This window comes from Ottowia pentelensis (assembly GCF_964341695.1).
The window spans coordinates 2,609,987-2,629,240 of sequence record NZ_OZ224513.1 but is presented as its reverse complement, the minus strand read 5'-3'; the positions used below and the strand labels follow the sequence as shown (position 1 = coordinate 2,629,240).

Here is a 19,254-nt window from a genome sequence, read left to right as displayed (position 1 = left end):
CCCAGCCTACGGCGCTTGCAAATCCGAAGCGGACGGCAGCCACACATCATCCACCCGCAGCCCACGCGCCGCGCGCACCGCGTGGACGCAGGCGCGCGCCACCGCCTCGCCGGCCATGGCGCACAGCACGTTGAAGTCGATCGCCGGCGCATGGCCGGTGGACAAGGCGAACAGCGTGTCGCCGTCACTCATCGTATGCACCGGGCGGATGGCGCGCGCCAGCCCGTCGTGGCCGGCGCCGGCCAGGCGCTGGGCGCGCGCCTTCGACAGCGGCGCGTCGGTGGCGATGACGCCGATGGTGGTGTTGCTGCCGGCCAGGATGGCCTGCGGCGCCTCGCCCGCCAGCAGGGCGCGCACGCTGTGGCGCAGCGCGCGGCCGTCGGGTGTGCGTGCGCCGGCAATCGGCGCGCCCGTGTCCGGGTCCACCACGTCGCCCAGCGCGTTGACGGCGATCAGCGCGCCCACGGTGACCTCGCCCACGCGCACGCTGGCCGTGCCGATGCCGCCCTTCATGGCGCAGGCCATGCCGAACAGCTTGCCCACCACCGCGCCGGCGCCCGCGCCCACGTTGCCCTGCGCGGGCGGCGCGCCGCTGGCGGCCTGGCAGGCCGCGTAGCCGGCCTCGGCCCCCGGGCGGATGCGCGCGTCGCCCACGTGCAGGTCGAACAGCACGGCCGCCGGCACGATGGGCACTCGCTGCCCGGGCGCGCTGCCCACGGGCAGGCCGCGGCCGTGCTCTTCCAGCCAGCGCATCACGCCGGCGGCGGCGTCCAGCCCCCAGGCGCTGCCGCCCGACAGCAGCACGGCGTGCACCTGCTGCACCAGGTTGGCGGGGTCGAGCAGGTCGGTTTCGCGCGTGCCGGGCGCGGCGCCGCGCACGTCCGCTCCGGCCACCGCGCCGCCGTCATCCGGGCCCTGCGCCAGCACCACGCTGCAGCCGGTGGGGCGGCGCGCATCGCTGTGCTGGCCGACCTGGATGCCGCGCACGTCGGTGATGGCGTCGGCGCGCGCGGGCATGGCGGCGTCGGGCGTGCTCACTTCAGGACAGCCCGCAGCTGCGCGGCGTATTCGTTCAAGGCGGCCGGCCCCGGGTCCTTGCGCGGCCAGGCCAGGTCGACCCCGTCGCCCGCGTGGCGCGGCAGCACGTGGATGTGGAAGTGCGCCACGGTTTGCCCCGCCACGGCACCGTTGGCCTGGAACAGGTTGAGCCCCTCGGGTGCGAAGGCGGCGCGCGCGGCCAGCGCCACGCGCCGGGCGGTCTGCATCACGGCGCCGGCCTCGGCCGGCGTGAGGTCGAACAGCGTGGCCGCGTGGCGCTTGCTGGCCACCAGCACGTGGCCGGGGTTGACCTGGCCCAGGTCCATGAAGGCCAGGGTCAGTTCGTCCTCGAAGACCTTGGCCGCGGGAATCTGTCCCTGCACGAGCTTGCAGAAAATGCATTCGCCGGCGGGCGAGGTGTCGATGAATTCAGGCATATAGGGCGCTCCTGGCAAGGCCCTGAATATAGTCCGCGCGCCAGCCGCTGAAACGATGAGGGCGCGTCGGACACGGGCCACTCACAACCACTTCTGCATCAACAGCGCCTGCCCCTCGCGCGGGTCCAGCACGTAGGGCGCGAAGCCGAAGCGCTGGTAGCTGCGCAGCGCGCGGGCGTTGCCCGACAGCACCTCCAAGGTCAGCTTGCAGCAGCCGCGCTCTTGCGCATGCCGCTCGGCCGCGGCCAGCAGGGCCTGGCCGACGCCGCGCGCGCGGTGGGCGGGGCGCACCACGATGTCGTGCACGTTCAGCAGCGGCCGCGCCTTGAAGGTGGAAAAGCCCTCGAAGCAGTTGACAAGGCCCACCGCCTCATCGCCCAGCCAGGCGATGAAGCTGGCGGCCAGCGGCACCTGCGCCAGGCGCTGGCACAGCGTGGCGCGCACCTCGGGCGGGAGCGGCTGGCCGCCGCCCATGGGGTCGATGGCGTAGGCGTCGAGCAGCTCGACCAGGGCCGCGCCATCGGCCGCGTCGCGGTAGTCGACGCGGCGCACCTGCACGGTAGCCGCACTCACGCCAGTTCGTCCAGCGGCACGCAGCTGCAAAACAGGTTGCGGTCGCCATAGACGTTGTCGACCCGGCCCACGGGCGGCCAGTACTTGACGCTGCCCGGATGCTGCTGCGCCAGCGCGCCGCCCACGTCGCGCGGGTAGGGGTGGGACCAGCCGGCCGTCAGCAGGCTGGCGGCGGTGTGCGGGGCGTTCTTGAGCGGGTTGTCGTCTGGCGGCCAGGCGCCGCTTTCGACCTGCCGGATCTCGGCGCGGATGGCGATCATGGCGTCGATGAAGCGGTCCAGCTCGGCCAGGTGCTCGCTCTCGGTGGGCTCGACCATCAGCGTGTTGGCGACGGGAAAGCTCAGCGTGGGCGCGTGAAAGCCATAGTCGGCCAGGCGCTTGGCCACGTCCTCGGCCATCACGCCGCTGCTGTCTTTCAGTTGGCGCAAATCCAGGATGCACTCGTGCGCCACGTGGCCGTTGGCGCTGGCGTACAGCGTGGGGTAATGGTCCTTCAGGCGCTTGCTGATGTAGTTGGCGCTGAGGATGGCGGCCTCGGTGGCGTGCTTCAAACCTTCGGCGCCCATCATGCGGATGTACATCCAGGAGATTGGAAGAACGGAGGCATTGCCATAAGGCGCCGCGCTGATCGCGCCCACGCCGCCGGCCACGCCGCCTTCGTGGTGGCCGGGCAGGTAGGGCACCAGGTCCTGCACCACGCACACCGGGCCCACGCCGGGGCCGCCGCCGCCGTGCGGGATGCAGAAGGTCTTGTGCAGGTTGAGGTGGCTGACGTCGCCGCCGAATTCGCCCGGCGCGGCCAGGCCGACCAGGGCGTTGAGGTTGGCGCCGTCCACGTACACGCGGCCGCCGTGGCGGTGCACGATCTGGCACAGCTCCTTCACCTGGGTTTCGAACACGCCGTGCGTGCTGGGGTAGGTGATCATCACGCAGGCGAGATTCGCACTGTGCTTTTCGCACTGCGCCTGCAAATCCTGCATGTCGACGTTGCCGTTGTCGTCGCATTGGGTGACCACCACCTTCAGCCCCGCCATCTGCGCACTGGCCGGGTTGGTGCCGTGCGCGCTGGCCGGGATCAGGCACACGTCGCGCTGCGCCTGGCCCTGCGCGGCGTGCCAGGCCTTGATGGCCAGCAGGCCCGCGTATTCGCCTTGCGAGCCCGCGTTGGGCTGCAGGCTGACGCCCGCGTAGCCGGTGATGGCGGCCAGCCACTGGCACAGCTGGTCGTTGAGCCGCTGGTAGCCGCGGCGCTGGTCGGGCGGCGCGAAGGGGTGCACGTGGGCGAACTCGGGCCAGGTGATGGGCATCATCTCGCTGGTGGCGTTCAGCTTCATGGTGCAGCTGCCCAGCGGGATCATGCTGCGGTCCAGCGCCAGGTCCTTGTCGGACAGCTGGCGGATGTAGCGCAGCATGGCCGTCTCGCTGTGGTGCGTGTTGAACACCGGGTGCGTGAGGTAGGCGCTGGTGCGGCGCAACGCGGCAGGGATCAGGTCGGGCGCGCTGCGTTCGAGCGCGGCGAAGTCGGGCAGCTTTTTGCCATCGCCGGCGAAGATGCGCCACAAAAGCTCGACATCGGCGCGGGTGTGGGTTTCGTCCAGCGCGATGCACAGGAAGACGTCCCAGGCTTTTCGCAGGTTGGCGCCCATCTGCACGGCGCGGGCAGCTATCGTATCCGTAGCGTCGTCGGTCTTCAGGCTGATCGTGTCGAAGGCGCTGTCGTGGTGGCCGTGGGTGTAGCCCAGCTGCGCCAGGCCGGCCTTCAGGATGGCGGCCAGGCGCGCCGTGCGCTCGGCGATGCGCCGGATGCCGGCCGGGCCGTGGTAGACCGCGTACATGCTGGCAATCACCGCGGGCAGCACCTGCGCGGTGCAGATGTTGGACGTGGCCTTTTCGCGGCGGATGTGCTGCTCGCGCGTTTGCAGCGCCAGGCGGTAGGCGGTGTGGCCGTGCGCGTCCACGCTGACGCCCACCAGCCGCCCGGGCAGCGAGCGCTTGAAGGCGTCCTTGCAGGCCATGTAGGCGGCGTGCGGGCCGCCCGCGCCCATGGGCATGCCCAAGCGCTGCGTGCTGCCGACCACGATGTCGGCGCCCATCTCGCCGGGTGACTTGAGCAGGGCCAGGGCCAGCAGGTCGGCGGCGAAGATGGCGGCCGCGCCCTTGGCCTGAATCTTCTTGACCTCGTCCGTCCAGTCCATCAGCCAGCCGCTGCTGGCGGGGTACTGGATGAGGGCGGCGAAGTAGTCGTCTTGCGCCAGGGCGGCGTCCCATTCGGCGGCGCTGTTGGCCAGCTTGAGCACGAGGCCCAGCGGCGCGGCGCGCGTGCGCATCACCTCGATGGTCTGCGGGTGCGCATCGCCGAACACCACGATGGCGTTGCCCTTGGCCTTGACCGAGCGCCGCGCCAGCGTCATGGCCTCGGCGGCGGCGGTGGTTTCGTCCAGCATGGAGGCATTGGCGATGTCCATGCCCGTCAGGTCGGTCACCATGGTCTGGAAGTTGACCAGCGCCTCCATGCGGCCTTGCGAGATCTCGGCCTGATACGGCGTGTAGGCGGTGTACCAGGCGGGGTTCTCCAGCACGTTGCGCAAGATGACGCCCGGTGTGTGCGTGCCGTAATAGCCCTGGCCGATGAAGCTCTTCATCTGGTGCCGGTTTTGCGCCGCGATGGCCTTCAGCTCGGCCAGCGCGCCGGCCTCGGTCACCGGCGCGGGCAGGTTCATCGGCCCGGCGCGCGCGATGGAGCGCGGCACGATGGAGTCGATCAGCCGGTCGACCGAGGGCTCGCCGATGACGGCCAGCATCTGGCGCTCGTCCTCGGGCGTGAGGCCGATGTGGCGGGCGATGAACTCGCCGGGGTTTTCAAGATCGTGCAGGGCAGGGTGGCTCATGGCGGGGCAAACGACGAGATTGCTTCAAATTCAGGAGCTTTTGACGCCTATGGGATGGGCGCTAGCGGCCGATTCGGCATAAAAATCGCACGCAGATCAAACCGCGTGCGTGACATTGGGCAGGCGCTCAGTCCTTGCTGAACTCGGCGTAGGCCGCCTCGTCCATCAGCGCGTCGAGCTGGCCGGGGTCGGACAGCTTGACCTTGAAGAACCAGCCCGCGCCCAGCGGGTCGCTGTTGGCCAGGCTGGGCTCGGCGCGCAGGGCCTCGTTGACCTCGGTGACTTCGCCGCTGATCGGCATGTACACGTCGGCCGCGGCCTTCACGCTCTCGACCACGCCGGCCGTCTCCTTCTGCGCGTAGCCCTGGCCCACGGTGGGCAGGTCGACGAACACCACGTCGCCCAGCGCGTCCTGCGCGTGCGCCGTGATGCCGACGGTGGCGATGTCGCCCTCGACTTGGATCCATTCGTGGTCTTCGGTGTATTTGAGGCTCATGTTTGCTCCTGAAAAATCGGTGGTCCGGAAAAATGAGACGGTCACTGCGTCGGGCTTTTGCCTCGACATCAGACGCGGTGGTAGCGCGTGGGCACGAAGGGCGGGGCCACCACCTCCATGGGCACGGGCTTGCCGCGCACCATGGCGAACAGCTCGGTGCCGAGGGTGGCGTAGCCGGGCTTGACGTAGGCCATGGCGATGGGGCGGTCCAGCGTGGGGCTGAGCAGGCCGCTCGTGACCTGGCCGATGGTCTGGCCGTCCAGGTTCTCCAGCGGGGCGGGTTCGCGCACCGGCACGCGCTCCTTGGCGGCCAGGACGATGCGCTGGCGTTCGAGCTTGCGGCTGCCGTCGAGCTGGCCCAGCACCAGGTCGGCGCCGGGAAAGCCGCCGGCGCGCGCGCCGCCGGTGCGGCGCACCTTCTGGATGGCCCAGTTCAGGCCGGCCTCGATCGGGGTGGTGCTGGTGTCGATGTCGTTGCCGTACAGGCACAGGCCGGCTTCCAGCCGCAGCGAGTTGCGCGCGCCCAGGCCGATGGGCTTGACCTCGGGCTGCGCCAGCAGGGCGCGCGCCAGCGCCTCGGCCCGCGCGGCCGGCACCGAGATCTCGAAGCCGTCCTCGCCGGTGTAGCCGCTGCGGGTGATGAACAGCGGCGCGCCCTGCCAGTCGAAGTCGCCGCCGGTCATGAAGACGAGGGCCTGCACGCCGGGCACCAGGTGCTGCAGCGCGGTGACGGCCTGCGGGCCCTGCAGGGCCAGCAGGGCCTGCTCGGGCAGCGGCCGGACCTGGCAGCGCGTGCCGATGCGCGCCTGGATGTGGGCGATGTCGCCCGCCTTGCAGGCGCCGTTGACGATGAGGAACAAATGACCGTCCCCACGCTCCCCCGCTGCGCTTGGGTAGCGGCCCCCCGAGGGGGCGCTCGCACCTTGGGGCGGCCCGGCGGTGCTCGGCTCGCCCCGGTTGACGAACATCAGGTCGTCGATGATGGTGCCATCGTCGGTCAGCAGCAGGCCATAGCGCTGCTTGCCCGGGGCCAGGCCGATCACGTCGACCGGCATCAGCGACTCGAGCGCGGCGGCGGCGTCGGGGCCGACGAGCTGCAGCTGGCCCATGTGCGAGACGTCGAACAGGCCGGCGCTCTCGCGCGTCTGCTTGTGCTCGGCGATCAGGCCGCTCGGGTATTGCACCGGCATCGAATAGCCGGCAAAGGGCACCATGCGGGCGCCCAGCTCGAGGTGCAGCTCGTGCAGCGGGGTCTTGAGCAGATCGGCGGTGTCGGACATGCGCTGTCTCCATGAAAGGGAAGTCGCGCAAGCATTGTGGCTTGCGAGCATGCCCGGCTGTCCGCTTTACCTGAGAGATTCATGCGGGCGATGCCGCACTTGCTCCTTCGGTGGAAGGCAAGGCCCGAATGCGGCGCCGCCTTCTCTCTCCAGCCCGGTGGCGCCCGGTCGCCCGGGCGTTTGCCAGTCCTTTTGCCTGAGCGTTTGGGCCTGTTGCCGCGCGCCTTCGGCGGCGCCGCACCGACCTCGGGTCGAGGCCGGGGGCGCGCTCTCCTGACAGGGCGCGATTTTACGGGCTATTTGGCGTAGACCAGATCGCGCAGCGCCAGCGAGATCCAGGGCACGTAGGTGATGACCATCAGGCAGGCCAGGATGACCAGCACGAAGGGGATCAGGTCGCGGATGATCTTGTCCAGCGACACGCGCGCCACGGTGCAGACGGCGAACAGGTTGACGCCGAAGGGCGGCGTGATCATGCCCAGCGCCAGGTTGACCACCATGATCAGGCCGAAGTGCACCGGGTCGACGCCGAAGTGCGCGGCCACCGGCGCCAGGATGGGGCCCAGCACGATGATGGCGGCGCTGGTCTCGATGAACATGCCAATCAGGAACAGCGCGGCGTTGACGCCGAGCAAGAACCAGTGCGGCGAGCGCAGGTTGGCCTCGAGCCAGTGGCCGATGGCCTCGGGCACGCCGGCGCGCGTGATCAGGAAGGCAAACAGCCCGGCGTTGGCAATGATGAACATGATCACCGCCGACGAGATGACCGACTTGCGCAGCACGGCGTACAGGTCGCGCACGCCGATTTCGCGGTAGATCGCCACGCCCACCACCAGCGCGTAGGCCACGGCCACGGCCGAGGCCTCGGTGGGGGTGAACACGCCGCCGTAGATTCCGCCCAGCACGACCACCGGCATCAGCAGCGCCCAGGCGGCCTTGCGCGTGGCGCTCCACAGGCCCAGGCGGCCGTCGCCGTCCTGCTGGCCCCAGCCCTTCCACTTGCAGTACAGCCACACGAACAGCATCAGCGCGCCGCTGATCAGCACGCCCGGGCCAAAGCCGGCAATGAACAGCTCGCCGATCGACACCTCGGCGGCGACGCCGTAGAGGATCAGCGGGATCGAGGGCGGAACGATCACGCCCAGCTCGGCGCTGGTGGCCTGCAGCGCGGCGGCCCAGGTGATGGGGTAGCCGTGCTTGAGCAGCGCCGGAATCAGGATGGCGCCAATGGCAAAGGTGGTCGCCACCGACGAGCCCGAGACGGCGGCAAAGATCATGCAGGTGAGCACGCAGGTCATCGGCAGGCCGCCCTGCACGCCGCCGACGATGCTCTTGGCAAAGTCGACCAGGCGGCGCGAGATGCCGCCGGTTTCCATCAGGTTGCCGGCCAGGATGAAGAAGGGAATGGCGGCCAGCGGAAACTTGTTCAGCGCGTTGAACATCTCCTTGACCGAGATCAGCATCGGCGCGTGCACCACCTGCATGCCGACGATGGCGGCCAGGCCGATCGAGACCGCGACCGAGACGCTGAGCGCAAAGCCCAGGATCATGGTGATGAGCATGGCGCTGGTCATGCGCGCTCCCCGGTGTGTGCGGTGCAGGCCTTCATTGCGCCGTCTCCAGCTCCATCCGGCGCGGATCGAGGTAGTTGGCCACGATGCCCAGCAGCGAGAACACGGCGCCCACCGGCATCGCCACGTAGGCCCAGAACATGGTGACCGATTCGAGCCCGGCCACGGTCTGCACGCCGCCGCGGATGGCGTAGTCGGCACCCCACCACAGGATGATCAGCATCAACACCAGCGCGGCCAGCGCGACGATCAGATCGAGCACGCGCTTGAGCCGATCGGGCGCGGCGCGGTACAGCGCGTCCACGCTCACCATCGCGCCCTGGCGAAAGGCCATGGGAATGCCCAGAAACACCATCCAGATGAGCGAGAAGCGGATCAGCACCTCGCTCCATTCGGCGGGCTGCTCCAGCACGAAGCGGGTGAAGATCTGGAACACGCCCAGGGCCGAGGCGATGACCAGCATCACGCAGGCCAGCGCCATGGCGATGCGCGTGGTCCAGCCCTCCAGCGTCAAGACAAGCGCTTTCATGATTCTTGTGCTTTCAAATAAAAAAAGCCCGTCGCGCAGGGCGGACGGGCGCTGGAAGCTATCTTAAACGTAGCATTCGATGGGGCGTCGCGAGTGCCGCGCGCCGCTTACTTGTAGTTGCGGATGCGTTCCATGTTGGCCTTGCCGAACTTCTTCTCGAAGTCGGCCTCGACCGGCGCCAGGGCCTTGACGAAGGCCGGCTTGTCGACCTCGGTGTCGACCTGCATGCCCTTGCTGCGCAGCAGCTCGACGCCCTTGGCATCGTCCTCGTCCACGCGGGCGCGGTTGGCCTTGGTGCCTTCCTTGGCGGCGTCGAGGAAGGCCTGCTTGTCGGCCGCGCTCAGCTTGTCGAACGCGCCCTTGTTCATCAGGAAGATGCAGGGCGAGTACACGTGGCCGGTGAGCGACAGGTACTTCTGCACCTGGTCGAACTTGGCCGAGATGATGACCGACAGCGGGTTCTCCTGCCCATCCACCGTGCCCTGCTGCAGCGCGGTGAACACCTCGGGGAAGGCCATGGGCGTGGTGATGATGCCCAGCGCCTTGTAGGCGGTGATGTGCACCGGGTTTTCCATCGTGCGCATCTTCAGGCCCTTGACGTCGGCCGGCTCCTTGATGTCGCGCTTGCTGTTGGTCATGTTGCGAAAGCCGTTCTCGGCCCAGGCCAGGCCCTTCATGCCCTTGGCGTCGAACTTGGTCAGCAGCTCCTGGCCGATCGGGCCGTCGAGCACGGCGCGCGCGTGCGCCTTGTCGCGGAACAGGAAAGGCACGTCCAGGATCTGCGTCTCGGGCACGAAGTTGGGGATCGGGCCGCTGGAGGTGAAGGTCAGCTCGTGCGTGCCCAGCTGCACCGCCTCGATCGACTCGCGCTCGCCGCCCAGCGAGCCGTTGTAGAAGGTCTGGATCTTGTAGCGGCCGCCCGTGCGCTGCTCGACCTCCTTGGCGAAGACGTCGATGGCCACGCCCTGGTGCGAGTTCTGCGCGGTGGAGATGTTGATGCGCATGACGGTTTGCGCGCCGGCGGTGGCCATCAGGCCGAAGGCGAGGCCGAGGCCCAGGGCGAGGGAACGAAATTTCATGGGGACAGGCTCCTGCAAGGGGTCGAAGGGGGCAACAAAAGGCGCGCTGCGTGCGCGCCGGGTGCGAGGGCCATTATGGTGGCGCAAGCGCCAAAAGTTTTACGGGGTTTTCCCGCATTTCCCCATGATGGACACAGGGTTGCCCGCGCGGGCCTACAGCGCCTTGAAGCGCGGCGCGAACAGGCGGCTGACCACCAGCGCTTCGGCGTGGCCGCGCAGGGTGAGGTGCAGGCGCCCGGCCTCGTCGCGCTGCACGGTGTCGATGGCGTCGGCGCGCACCACGGTGCCGCGGTGGATTTGCCAGAACTGCTCGGGGTCGAGCTGCGGCAGCAGCTCTTTCAGCGGCGTGCGCAGCAGGTGTTCGCCGCTGGCGGTGACCACGCGCACGTACTTGTCGGCCGCCTGCAGCAGCAGCACCTCGGCCACCGGCACCATGCGGATGGTGTTGCCGCCCGCGCCGGCCGGACTGACCGGCAACTGGCGCAGCAGGGGCGCCGCCGGCGGCGCGGGCTGCAGCGTGGCCAGCAGGCGCTGCAGCTGCTCGGCCGTGGCCTGCAGCGGGCTGTCGTCGTTTGCTCCCGATTGAATAGCAGTTTGCGCCCGCTGGTCAAGCGCTGCACGCAGTTTTTGCACCGATTTTTGCAGCCGCGCGGGCTGCACGGGCTTGAGCACGTAGTCCAGCGCCTGCGTCTCGAAGGCCTGCAGCGCGTACTGGTCGTAGGCGGTGACGAAGGCCAGTGCGGGGAAGGGGTGGGCGGCGGTGTCCCAGGCGTCGGCCAGCTCGGCGGCGGCGTCCAGCCCGCTCAGGGCCGGCATGCGGATGTCCAGCAGCAGCACGTCGGGTTGCAGGCGCAGCGCCTCGCGCACGGCGCTGGCGCCGTCGCCCACGGTGGCGACGACCTGCAGCTCGGGCCAGGCGCGCGCCAGTTCGGTCTGCAGTGCGGCGGCCAGCAGGGGTTCGTCTTCGGCGATCAGGGCGGTGGGCATGGGGCTCAGGTGATGGGCAAGGTGATGCGCACGGTGGCGCCGGCGCCGGGCTGCGACTGGATGTCGACGCGGCCCTGGCCGCCGGTGGCCGAGGCCACGCGCTCGTCCACCTGCGCCAGGCCGAAGTGGCCGGCGCGCGGCGGCGCGTCGGGATCGAAGCCGGCGCCCGTGTCGTGCACCGTCAGGATCAGCGCATCCGCCTCGCGCCGCGCCGCCACCTCGATGCGCCCGCCCGCCACGCAGGGCTCCAGTCCGTGGCGGATGGCGTTTTCGACCACCGGCTGCAGCAGCAGGGTGGGCACGGGCCGATCGCGCAGCGCGGCGGGCAGCTCGAGCGTGTAGGCCAGCCGCGGGCCCATGCGCACGGCCATCAGCTCCAGGTAGTCGCGCAGGCGATCGAACTCGTCGGCCAACGGGTGCTGGGGCGCGCGCGAGGCACCCAGCGTGGCGCGCAGGTAGCCGTCCAGCCGGTCGAGCATGTGCTGGGCGCGCGCGGGGTCGACGCCGATCAGTGCGCGCAGGTTGGCTAGGGTGTTGAACAGCATGTGCGGCTCCAGCTGGCTTTGCAGCAGCATCAGCCGGGCCTCGGCCGCGTCGCGCTCGGCGGCGGCGATGCTGGCCTGCAGGGCGGCCTGGCGCCCGCGCGTGAAGAAGTAAAAGCTGGCGACGAGGCCGGCCACGATGGCGATCGCCAGCCCGATCACCTGGTCGCGCGGCGCGTAGGTCACGGTTTCGCCCAGCAGCGCCGCGGCCAGCCGGTTGCCGCCGACGTAGCCCACGGCGATGCCCACCAGGGTCAGCAGCACGCCGCGCCAGCCCTTGGGCCAGCCGTGGCCGGGGCGGCTGGGGTCGCGGTGGCAGTGCTCGGCCGGCACCAGCAGGCGGCCGAACTCGATCACCGCCCAGATCAGCATGCCGATCGACATCGAGTGCACCAGCTGCACGCCGTAGCCCGCCTGCGGCCAGATCAGGCTGGTGAACACCGCGATCAGGCAGCAGAACACCAGCACCTGCAGGCCGTGGCGCAGCACATCGAGCCAGAAGGTTCGGCGCATGGGAGGACCTTCGGCCTGACGGCCTGCGCTGCGAGCACCTTGGGGCGGCCCGGCGGTGCTCATCCATTCAGCTCCTGCTCGCGCACCGGCGCCGCCGTGGCGGCCTGGCCGGCCTGTCCCGAGCGCGTGCGCGCCGAGAACATGGCGCCGCGCGCGGCGCGCTGCGGCGCGAAGCGCGCAAAACCCACGTCCTGCGGCATGTCGATGTACACCGCCTCCATGCCGCCGCGCCTCAGGTAGCTCTCATGCCAGAAGCCGGTGCCGCCCGAGTCGTGCAGAAACTGCTGCCACCAGATGCGGTGCGGGTCGGAGCGCGTCCAGGCTTCCAGCGACTCGAAGTCGCGCCAGTACTGGCGCATGCCGGCGTGGGGCGGCCATAGCGAGAACAGGAAGTTCTCGTGCTGCAGCAGCCCGTCGGGCCGGGCCTGCACCGAGCCGGCGATCTTGGGGCCGAAGCCCAGCAGCGTCTTCAGGCCAGCGAGGGCGTTGACGCGCATGCCCAGGTAGACCACGACCAGGTCGGGCCAGGCGCTCAGGTCCACGGTGCGTCGGTTGGCGGAGGGTTTCATGGCGTTGTCATTCAGTATGGCGCCGAAGCTTGGCACGTTCGGCCTGCAGCAGGCGCTCGTGCAAACCCGCGCCGCCGGCACTCAGCCACACCACCGCGCCGTGGATGGCCAGGCCCAGGCCCCAGCCGGCCAGCGGAAACACGAACCAGTCTTGGCCGCTGTGCCAGGAGATCAGCGCCAGCCCGGCGTTGACGCCGACGTAGACCAGGGCGTGCACGGTCCAGCCCATCTTGGCGCCGGCACGTTTGCGCGCCAGGCGCTCGCGGGCGGCTTCGTCGCCGGCCGGGCCGGCGGGCAGTGCATCGAAATCGCGGTCGTGGCGGGACATGATGGACTCCGTTCAGGCGGCAACGAGGGGGGCGGCGGACTTCTGCAGGCGCAGCACGCGCAGCGTGCGTGCGGCGATCCAGCCCGACAGCAGGCCGTACACGCCGGTGACGGCCAGGGCAAAGCCGGCATCGCGCGCCAGCGCGGGCTCCAGCGCGAGCTGCACGCCGACGGTGTACTTGATGAGAAACACGCCCCCGATCAGCGCCATCGGCGCCCAGGAGCCGGGCAAGTGAAAGCGGTGCGCGGCGGCGTTCCAGCGGGTGCCGGCCGGTGCCGCGCCGCGCAGGCCCAGCGCCAGCATGGCGGCAAAGCAGACGGCCCACAGCGCCAGCAACTCGGCCAGGCGGCCGCTGGTGGCAAAGGCCGACTGCACGCCCCACAGCGCCAGGCCCAGCATGGCCATCGGCAGCAGCGCCAGGCGCGCCGGGCTGGCGCTGCGCGCGCGCGTGGCCGAGAGGCCCAGCACGATCAGCGCGGCCAGCAGGGCGCCGACCCAGGCGGGGGTGCCGCGCACGATGTCGAGCGCGGCTTCGGGGTGTTGGCTGAGCAGGGTGGTGAGCAGCATGGTCGATCTCCGGTGGTGGGTGGAAGGAATGGCCCGATGCTGCCGGCCGCCGACCGGGCGCGCCAGCGCCATGCGATGGAATGCGCGGCGGCGGCGCCAAGCGCCCCGGCGGCCGACGAAATGCGCCAGGCTGGCGCGAATCTGTCGGCGCCGGGCCACCGGTCACCCTAAAATCGCCGCCCGAAGCTACAGATGCTGTAGCAGCTTGAAGGGATTGCGCGTGGACACGCTGTTGTTGCTGAAGGCCGCCGTGATGGGCGTGGTGGAAGGCCTGACCGAGTTTCTGCCCATCTCCAGCACCGGCCACCTGATCCTGGCGGGCAGCCTGCTGGGCTTTGCCGACGCCAAGGCCAAGGTGTTCGACATCGCCATCCAGACCGGCGCCATCGGGGCGGTGGTGATCGTCTACTGGCACAAGATCTGGGGCACGCTGGTCGCGCTGCCCAGCAGCCGGTCGGCGCAGCGCTTTGCGCTGAACGTGCTGATCGCCTTTTTGCCCGCCGTGGTGCTGGGCCTGCTGTTCGGCGAGGCCATCAAGGCGCACCTGTTCACCGCGCCGGTGGTGGCCGCCACCTTCATCCTGGGCGCCTTCGTCATCCTGTGGGCCGAGCGCCGGCCGCCCAGCGCGGCGCGGGTGCAGAGCGTGGACGACATGACGCCGCTGGACGCGCTGAAGGTCGGCCTGGCGCAGTGCGCGGCCATGATCCCGGGCACCAGCCGTTCGGGCGCCACCATCATCGGCGGCATGCTGCTGGGGCTGTCGCGCCAGACGGCGACCGATTTTTCCTTCTTCCTGGCCATTCCCACGCTGATCGGCGCCGGCGTGTATTCGCTCTACAAGGAGCGCGCGCTGCTGTCCTGGGCCGACGCGCCGCTGTTCGGCGTCGGCCTGCTGCTGTCCTTCGTCAGCGCCTGGATCTGCGTGCGCTGGCTGCTGCGCTACATCGCCAACCACAGCTTCGTGCCCTTCGCCTGGTACCGCATCGTGTTCGGGCTGATCGTGCTGCTGACCTGGTCCATGGGCTGGGTGGCGTGGGCCGACTGAAGGCCCGCAGCGGCGGCTCCGCGCTTTACATTTCTTCATCGCCCGCCGACCGGGCGTGCAAGCCGGGCGGCTACGATGAGCGCTGCGCGGGCCCCGGCTGCGCGTGCTTTCCATCCATGGATGCCCCTGCATGACCGCTGACCCGAGCCCCGCCCCGCCGCCTCCCGCACGCCGCCGCTGGCTGGGCGCGGCGCTGACGCTGCTGCTGATCGCGGCCATGGTGGCCGGCGCGGTGTACCTCGTGCAGCGCGCGAAGACGCCGGCGGCCGCTGGCCCGTCGGCCGGGGCGCCGCGCGGCCCGGGTGGCGGATTCGGCGGTGGCGGCGGCGGCGGCGGGGTGACGGTGGGCGCCACGCGCGCCGTGCAGGGCACGCTGCCGGTGCTGATCGACGCGCTGGGCACCGTCACGCCGCCGATGGCCGCCGCGCTGGTGCCGCAGGTGTCGGGCGTGCTGACGCAGGTGCTGTTTACCGAGGGGCAGAAGGTTGCCAAGGGCCAGGTGCTGGCGCGCATCGACGCGCGGCCCTACGAGCAGACGCTGGCGCAGGCGCGCGGGCAGCGCGCCAAGGACGAGGCCCAGCTGGCCGCCGCGCGCCTGACGCTGGGGCGCTACCAGCGGCTGTGGGAGCAGGACTCCATCGCCCGGCAGGACGTGGACACGCAGGCGGCGCTGGTCAAGCAGCTGGAGGGCGTGGTCGAGTCCGACCGCGCCAGCGAGCGCGCGGCCGAGCTGAACGTCGGCTTCACCACCTTGCGCGCGCCCATCGACGGCGTGATCGGCCTGCGCGCGGTCGACCCGGGCAACCTGGTCAACCCCAGCGGCACGGCCATCGCCACCATCACGCAGATGGCGCCGATCGACGTGCTGTTCTCGGTGCCGCAAGACCGCGTGCCGGCCGTGCGCGCGGCGCAGCGCGCCGGCCAGCTGCCGGTGCAGGCGCTGGACCGCGCACGCAGCCACACCCTGGCCGAGGGCGTGTTCCTGACGCTGGACAACCAGATCAACACCGCCACCGGCACGGTGCGCGCCAAGGCGCGCTTCGCCAACGCCGACGGCCAGCTGTTTCCCAACCAGTTCGTCAACGCGCGCCTGCAGCTGGGCACCGAGTCCGGCGTGCTGGTGCCCGTCACCGCCGTGCGCACCGGCCCGCAGGGCGACTACGTGTACGTGGTGGACGAGCAGCACACGGCGCACATGCGGCCCGTGACGCGCGGGCTGGCCACGGTCGACCAGATCCTGATCGCCCAGGGCCTGGCGGCGGGCGAGCAGGTCGTCACCGAGGGCGGCGACCGCGTGAAGGACGGCGGCCGCGTGCAACTGGCCGGCGACGCGCCGGCGGGCGGGCGACGCGCCGGCGCCTCGGCGCCCGCGGCGGGGGCGTCCGCGCCGCGCGATTTCAAGCGAAATCGGGCTTCGGCCCCCGCCGGCTCTGCGGCGTCAGCTCCTGTATCGGGAGCATCCACGGCCCCGTCGGCCACGCGCTGAGACCACACCACGCTGACTGGCGATGAACGTCTCGCGCCTGTTCATCCAGCGCCCGGTGGCCACGGGGCTGTTCATGCTGGCCATCGTGCTGGCCGGGCTGGTGGCGCTGCGCTTTTTGCCGGTGGCGGCGTTGCCGCAGGTGGACTACCCGACCATCCAGGTGCGCACGCTGTACCCCGGCGCCAGCCCCGACGTGATGAGCCGCACCGTGACCGCGCCGCTGGAGCAGCAGTTCGGCCAGATGCCGGGGCTGGACCGCATGAACAGCGTCAGCAGCGCCGGGGTGTCGCTGATCACGCTGCAGTTCGCGCTCAACCTGGGCATGGACGCCGCCGAGCAGCAGGTGCAGGCGGCGATGAACGCCGCCGGCTCGCTGCTGCCGGCCGACCTGCCGGCGCCGCCGGTGTACGCCAAGGTCAACCCGGCCGACGCGCCCATCCTGCAGCTGGCCGTGACGTCCGACAGCCTGCCGCTGACCGAGGTGCAGAACATGGTCAACACGCGGCTGGCGCTGAAGATCAGCCAGATCAGCGGCGTGGGCCTGGTGACGCTGGCGGGCGGCCAGCGGCCGGCCGTGCGGGTGCAGGCCAACCTGGACGCGCTGGCCGCCATGGGCCTGGGGCTGGACAGCGTCAGCAGCGCCATCAGCGCGGGCAATTCGAGCAGCGCCAAGGGCAGCTTCGACGGGCCCAAGCGCCAGTACACCATCAACGCCAACGACCAGCTGCTGAGCGCGGCCGAGTACCGCGAGCTGATCATCGCCTACGTGGCCGGCGCGCCGGTGCGGTTGAAGGACGTGGCGCAGGTGGTCGACGGCTCGGAGAACGACCGGCTGGGCGCGTGGACCGCCATCAAGGGCAGCGCGGCGGCGGCAGGGCTCACACCGGCGATCATCGTCAACGTGCAGCGCCAGCCCGGCGCCAACGTCATCGCCACCGTCGACGCCATCAAGCAGCAGCTGCCGCGGCTGGAGCAGGGCCTGCCGCAAAGCGTGCACCTGACGGTGCTGACCGACCGCACGCTGGGCATCCGCGCCTCGGTCGAGCACGTGCAGATCGAGCTGCTGCTGGCGGTGGTGATGGTGGTGCTGGTGATCTTTGCCTTTTTGCACAGCGCGCGCGCTACGCTGATCGCGTCGATTGCCGTGCCGATCTCGCTGCTGGGCACGATGGCCGCCATGTACGGCCTGGGTTATTCGCTCAACAACCTGAGCCTGATGGCGCTGACCATCGCCACCGGCTTCGTGGTGGACGACGCCATCGTGATGATCGAGAACGTCTCCCGGCATCGGGAAATGGGCAAGACGCCATTGCGAGCGGCGCTGGACGGGGCGGGCGAGATCGGCTTCACCATCATCTCGCTCACAGTTTCGCTGATCGCGGTGCTGATTCCGCTGCTGTTCATGCAGGAGGTGATCGGGCGGCTGTTTCGCGAGTTCGCCGTCACGCTGGCCATCACCATCCTGTTCTCGGCCCTGGTCTCGCTCACGCTGGTGCCCATGATGTCGGCGCGCATGCTGGAGCCGCTGGATGCCGTGCACGGCCGCCTGGGCGCCTGGGTGCAGGCGCGCATGGACTGGACCATCGCCCGCTACGACCGCGGCCTGCGCTGGGTGCTGGCGCACCAGCCGCTGACGCTGGCGGTGGCGCTGGCCACGCTGGTGGTCACGGGCCTCATGTACTGGGGCATGCCCAAGGGGCTGTTTCCGACGCAGAGCACGGGCCAGCTGCAGGGCCAGGTGCAGGCCGCGCCCGACGTGTCCTTCGAGCGCATGTTGGCGCTGCAGGCGGCCGTGGCCCGCGTGGTGTTGCAGGATGCCGCCGTGCAGTCGGTCAGCTCGGTGGTGGGGGTGGACGCGGCCAACAACACCGCGCTGTCGTCGGGGCGACTGGTGGTCAACCTGCGCGCGCGCACGCTGTTCGGCGATTCGCAGGCCGCCATCATGCAGCGCCTGCGCCAGCAGGTGGCGCAGCAGGTGGCGGGCGTCGCGCTGTTCTTGCAGCCCACGCAAGACCTGACCATCGATTCGGACAGTGGCCCGACCGAGTTCCGCTTCGACCTGGAGGGCGTGGACACGCCGCTGGTCAACCAGTGGGCGCAGCGCCTGGCGCGGCGCCTGGGCCAGCTGCCCGAAGTGCGCCAGGCCACCACCGACGCCGGCGCCACCGGCCTGGCCGCCATGGTGCGGGTGGACCGCGACACCGCCGCGCGCCTGGGCGTGACCGCCAGCGCGCTGGACAACACGCTGTACAACGCCTTCGGCCAGCGCATCGTCTCCACCATCTTCACCGAGACCAACCAGTACCGCGTGATCCTGCAGGCCGCCCAGGCCGACGCCGCCGGCCTGCGCACGCTGCGCGAGCTGCCGGTCAAGACCAGCGGCGGCGGCACCACGCCGCTGGCCTCGTTCGCGCAGGTGGTGGAGGAGCCGGCGCCGCTGCGCATCACGCGCGTGGGCCAGTACCCGGCCGCCACCGTCGGCTTCGACACCGCGCCCGGCGTCAGCCTGGGCGCGGCGGTGCAGGCCATCCGCGCGGCGGCCACGGCCGAGGGCCTGCCGGCCAGCATCACGCTGCGCTTCACCGGCGCTTCGGGGGCCTACCAGAAGTCGCTGGCCAACCAGCTGTGGCTGATCCTGGCGGCGGTGGTGTGCGTGTACATCGTGCTGGGCGTGCTGTACGAGAGCTACGTGCACCCGCTCACCATCCTGTCCACGCTGCCGTCGGCGGGCGTGGGCGCGCTGCTGGCGCTGTGGGTCACCGGCCACCCGCTGGACGTGGTCGGCATCATCGGCCTCGTGCTCTTGATCGGCATCGTCAAGAAGAACGCGATCATGATGATCGACTTCGCCATCGAGGCCGAGCGCGTGGAGGGCAAGCCGGCGCTGGAGGCCATCCACCAGGCCGCGCTGCTGCGCTTTCGCCCCATCCTGATGACGACGCTGGCGGCGCTGGCCGCCGCCGTGCCCCTGATGCTGAGCTGGGGCGACGGCGCCGAGCTGCGCCGCCCGCTGGGCATCGCCATCTTCGGCGGGCTGGTGCTGTCGCAGTTGCTGACGCTGTTCACCACGCCGGTGATCTATCTTTGGTTTGATCGGTTGGGCGGTGGGGTCAAGCGGCTGGGCGATGTCGAGCTGGATGGTGCGCAGGGGGCGGAGCCGTGATGCGCGGGGGGCCTACTCCCTCGCCCCTTTGGGGAGAGGGTGGGGGTGAGGGGCAGCTGGCGTTGGATCGTTCGCTGTCGTTTGAAGTTCGTTTGACTCTGCTGTCTTCCGCTGGCCGGGATGTGCGCCCGGCGGCGCACCTTCTTTTCTTTGCGTCGCCAAA

The 19,254-nt window shown here is 70.4% G+C and carries 17 protein-coding genes and 2 riboswitches; of the genes, 3 read left to right on the top strand and 14 right to left on the bottom strand.

What is annotated here, in order from left to right; genetic code table 11:
• Positions 1-6: 6 nt before the first annotated feature.
• From ACWHMB_RS12715 to ACWHMB_RS12650, 14 genes are all read right to left on the bottom strand, one after another.
• Positions 7-1,017: a P1 family peptidase gene (locus ACWHMB_RS12715; protein ID WP_377479144.1), complete on the bottom strand. Its 1,011-nt coding sequence runs from the start codon at positions 1,015-1,017 to the stop codon at positions 7-9.
• A gap of 17 nt (positions 1,018-1,034) precedes the next feature.
• Complete coding sequence (locus ACWHMB_RS12710; protein WP_377478683.1) at positions 1,035-1,475, bottom strand: HIT family protein; 441 nt, start codon at positions 1,473-1,475, stop codon at positions 1,035-1,037.
• A gap of 81 nt (positions 1,476-1,556) precedes the next feature.
• Positions 1,557-2,048, bottom strand: coding sequence for a GNAT family N-acetyltransferase (locus tag ACWHMB_RS12705; protein ID WP_377478681.1), 492 nt, complete (start codon positions 2,046-2,048; stop codon positions 1,557-1,559).
• A complete protein-coding gene (gene gcvP / locus ACWHMB_RS12700) occupies positions 2,045-4,936 on the bottom strand; it encodes an aminomethyl-transferring glycine dehydrogenase (protein ID WP_377478679.1) in 2,892 nt (963 codons plus the stop codon). Before gcvP ends, ACWHMB_RS12705 begins: the two co-directional genes overlap by 4 nt.
• Positions 4,937-5,063: 127 nt before the next feature.
• Positions 5,064-5,432 (bottom strand): glycine cleavage system protein GcvH, encoded by a 369-nt coding sequence (gcvH, locus tag ACWHMB_RS12695; RefSeq protein ID WP_293225498.1) that lies wholly within the window; start codon positions 5,430-5,432, stop codon positions 5,064-5,066.
• A 68-nt stretch (positions 5,433-5,500) separates the two neighbouring features.
• The gene (gene gcvT, locus ACWHMB_RS12690) at positions 5,501-6,712 is read right to left on the bottom strand and encodes a glycine cleavage system aminomethyltransferase GcvT (protein WP_377478677.1); all 1,212 of its coding nucleotides are present in this window, start codon (positions 6,710-6,712) and stop codon (positions 5,501-5,503) included.
• A 47-nt stretch (positions 6,713-6,759) separates the two neighbouring features.
• Positions 6,760-6,875, bottom strand: a riboswitch (glycine riboswitch).
• Between the two features lie 18 nt (positions 6,876-6,893).
• A riboswitch (glycine riboswitch) is annotated at positions 6,894-6,991 on the bottom strand.
• A 17-nt stretch (positions 6,992-7,008) separates the two neighbouring features.
• A complete protein-coding gene (locus ACWHMB_RS12685) occupies positions 7,009-8,286 on the bottom strand; it encodes a TRAP transporter large permease (RefSeq protein WP_377478675.1) in 1,278 nt (425 codons plus the stop codon).
• A 31-nt stretch (positions 8,287-8,317) separates the two neighbouring features.
• Positions 8,318-8,812, bottom strand: coding sequence for a TRAP transporter small permease (locus ACWHMB_RS12680; RefSeq protein ID WP_377478673.1), 495 nt, complete (start codon positions 8,810-8,812; stop codon positions 8,318-8,320).
• A 107-nt stretch (positions 8,813-8,919) separates the two neighbouring features.
• A complete protein-coding gene (locus tag ACWHMB_RS12675) occupies positions 8,920-9,891 on the bottom strand; it encodes a TRAP transporter substrate-binding protein (protein ID WP_377478671.1) in 972 nt (323 codons plus the stop codon).
• A 153-nt stretch (positions 9,892-10,044) separates the two neighbouring features.
• Complete coding sequence (locus tag ACWHMB_RS12670) at positions 10,045-10,878, bottom strand: LytR/AlgR family response regulator transcription factor (RefSeq protein WP_377478669.1); 834 nt, start codon at positions 10,876-10,878, stop codon at positions 10,045-10,047.
• A 5-nt stretch (positions 10,879-10,883) separates the two neighbouring features.
• Positions 10,884-11,933: a sensor histidine kinase gene (locus ACWHMB_RS12665; protein WP_377478667.1), complete on the bottom strand. Its 1,050-nt coding sequence runs from the start codon at positions 11,931-11,933 to the stop codon at positions 10,884-10,886.
• Between the two features lie 59 nt (positions 11,934-11,992).
• Positions 11,993-12,502, bottom strand: a complete 510-nt coding sequence (locus tag ACWHMB_RS12660) for a monooxygenase family protein (RefSeq protein ID WP_377478665.1) — start codon at positions 12,500-12,502, stop codon at positions 11,993-11,995.
• Between the two features lie 7 nt (positions 12,503-12,509).
• The gene (locus tag ACWHMB_RS12655) at positions 12,510-12,830 is read right to left on the bottom strand and encodes a 2TM domain-containing protein (RefSeq protein ID WP_377478663.1); all 321 of its coding nucleotides are present in this window, start codon (positions 12,828-12,830) and stop codon (positions 12,510-12,512) included.
• Positions 12,831-12,842: 12 nt separating this feature from the next.
• On the bottom strand, positions 12,843-13,397 hold the full coding sequence (locus tag ACWHMB_RS12650) for a DUF6622 family protein (RefSeq protein WP_377478661.1): 555 nt from the start codon (positions 13,395-13,397) through the stop codon (positions 12,843-12,845).
• Positions 13,398-13,617: 220 nt separating this feature from the next.
• Between ACWHMB_RS12650 and ACWHMB_RS12645 the strand changes: the two genes are divergently transcribed.
• The 3 genes from ACWHMB_RS12645 (at position 13,618) to ACWHMB_RS12635 (ending at position 19,091) form a co-directional block, all read left to right on the top strand.
• Entirely contained in the window at positions 13,618-14,442 is an 825-nt protein-coding gene (locus ACWHMB_RS12645; RefSeq protein ID WP_377478659.1) for an undecaprenyl-diphosphate phosphatase, read from the top strand.
• Between the two features lie 130 nt (positions 14,443-14,572).
• Positions 14,573-15,928, top strand: coding sequence for an efflux RND transporter periplasmic adaptor subunit (locus tag ACWHMB_RS12640; protein ID WP_377478657.1), 1,356 nt, complete (start codon positions 14,573-14,575; stop codon positions 15,926-15,928).
• A gap of 22 nt (positions 15,929-15,950) precedes the next feature.
• The gene (locus ACWHMB_RS12635; RefSeq protein WP_447648553.1) at positions 15,951-19,091 is read left to right on the top strand and encodes an efflux RND transporter permease subunit; all 3,141 of its coding nucleotides are present in this window, start codon (positions 15,951-15,953) and stop codon (positions 19,089-19,091) included.
• Positions 19,092-19,254 lie beyond the last annotated feature (163 nt).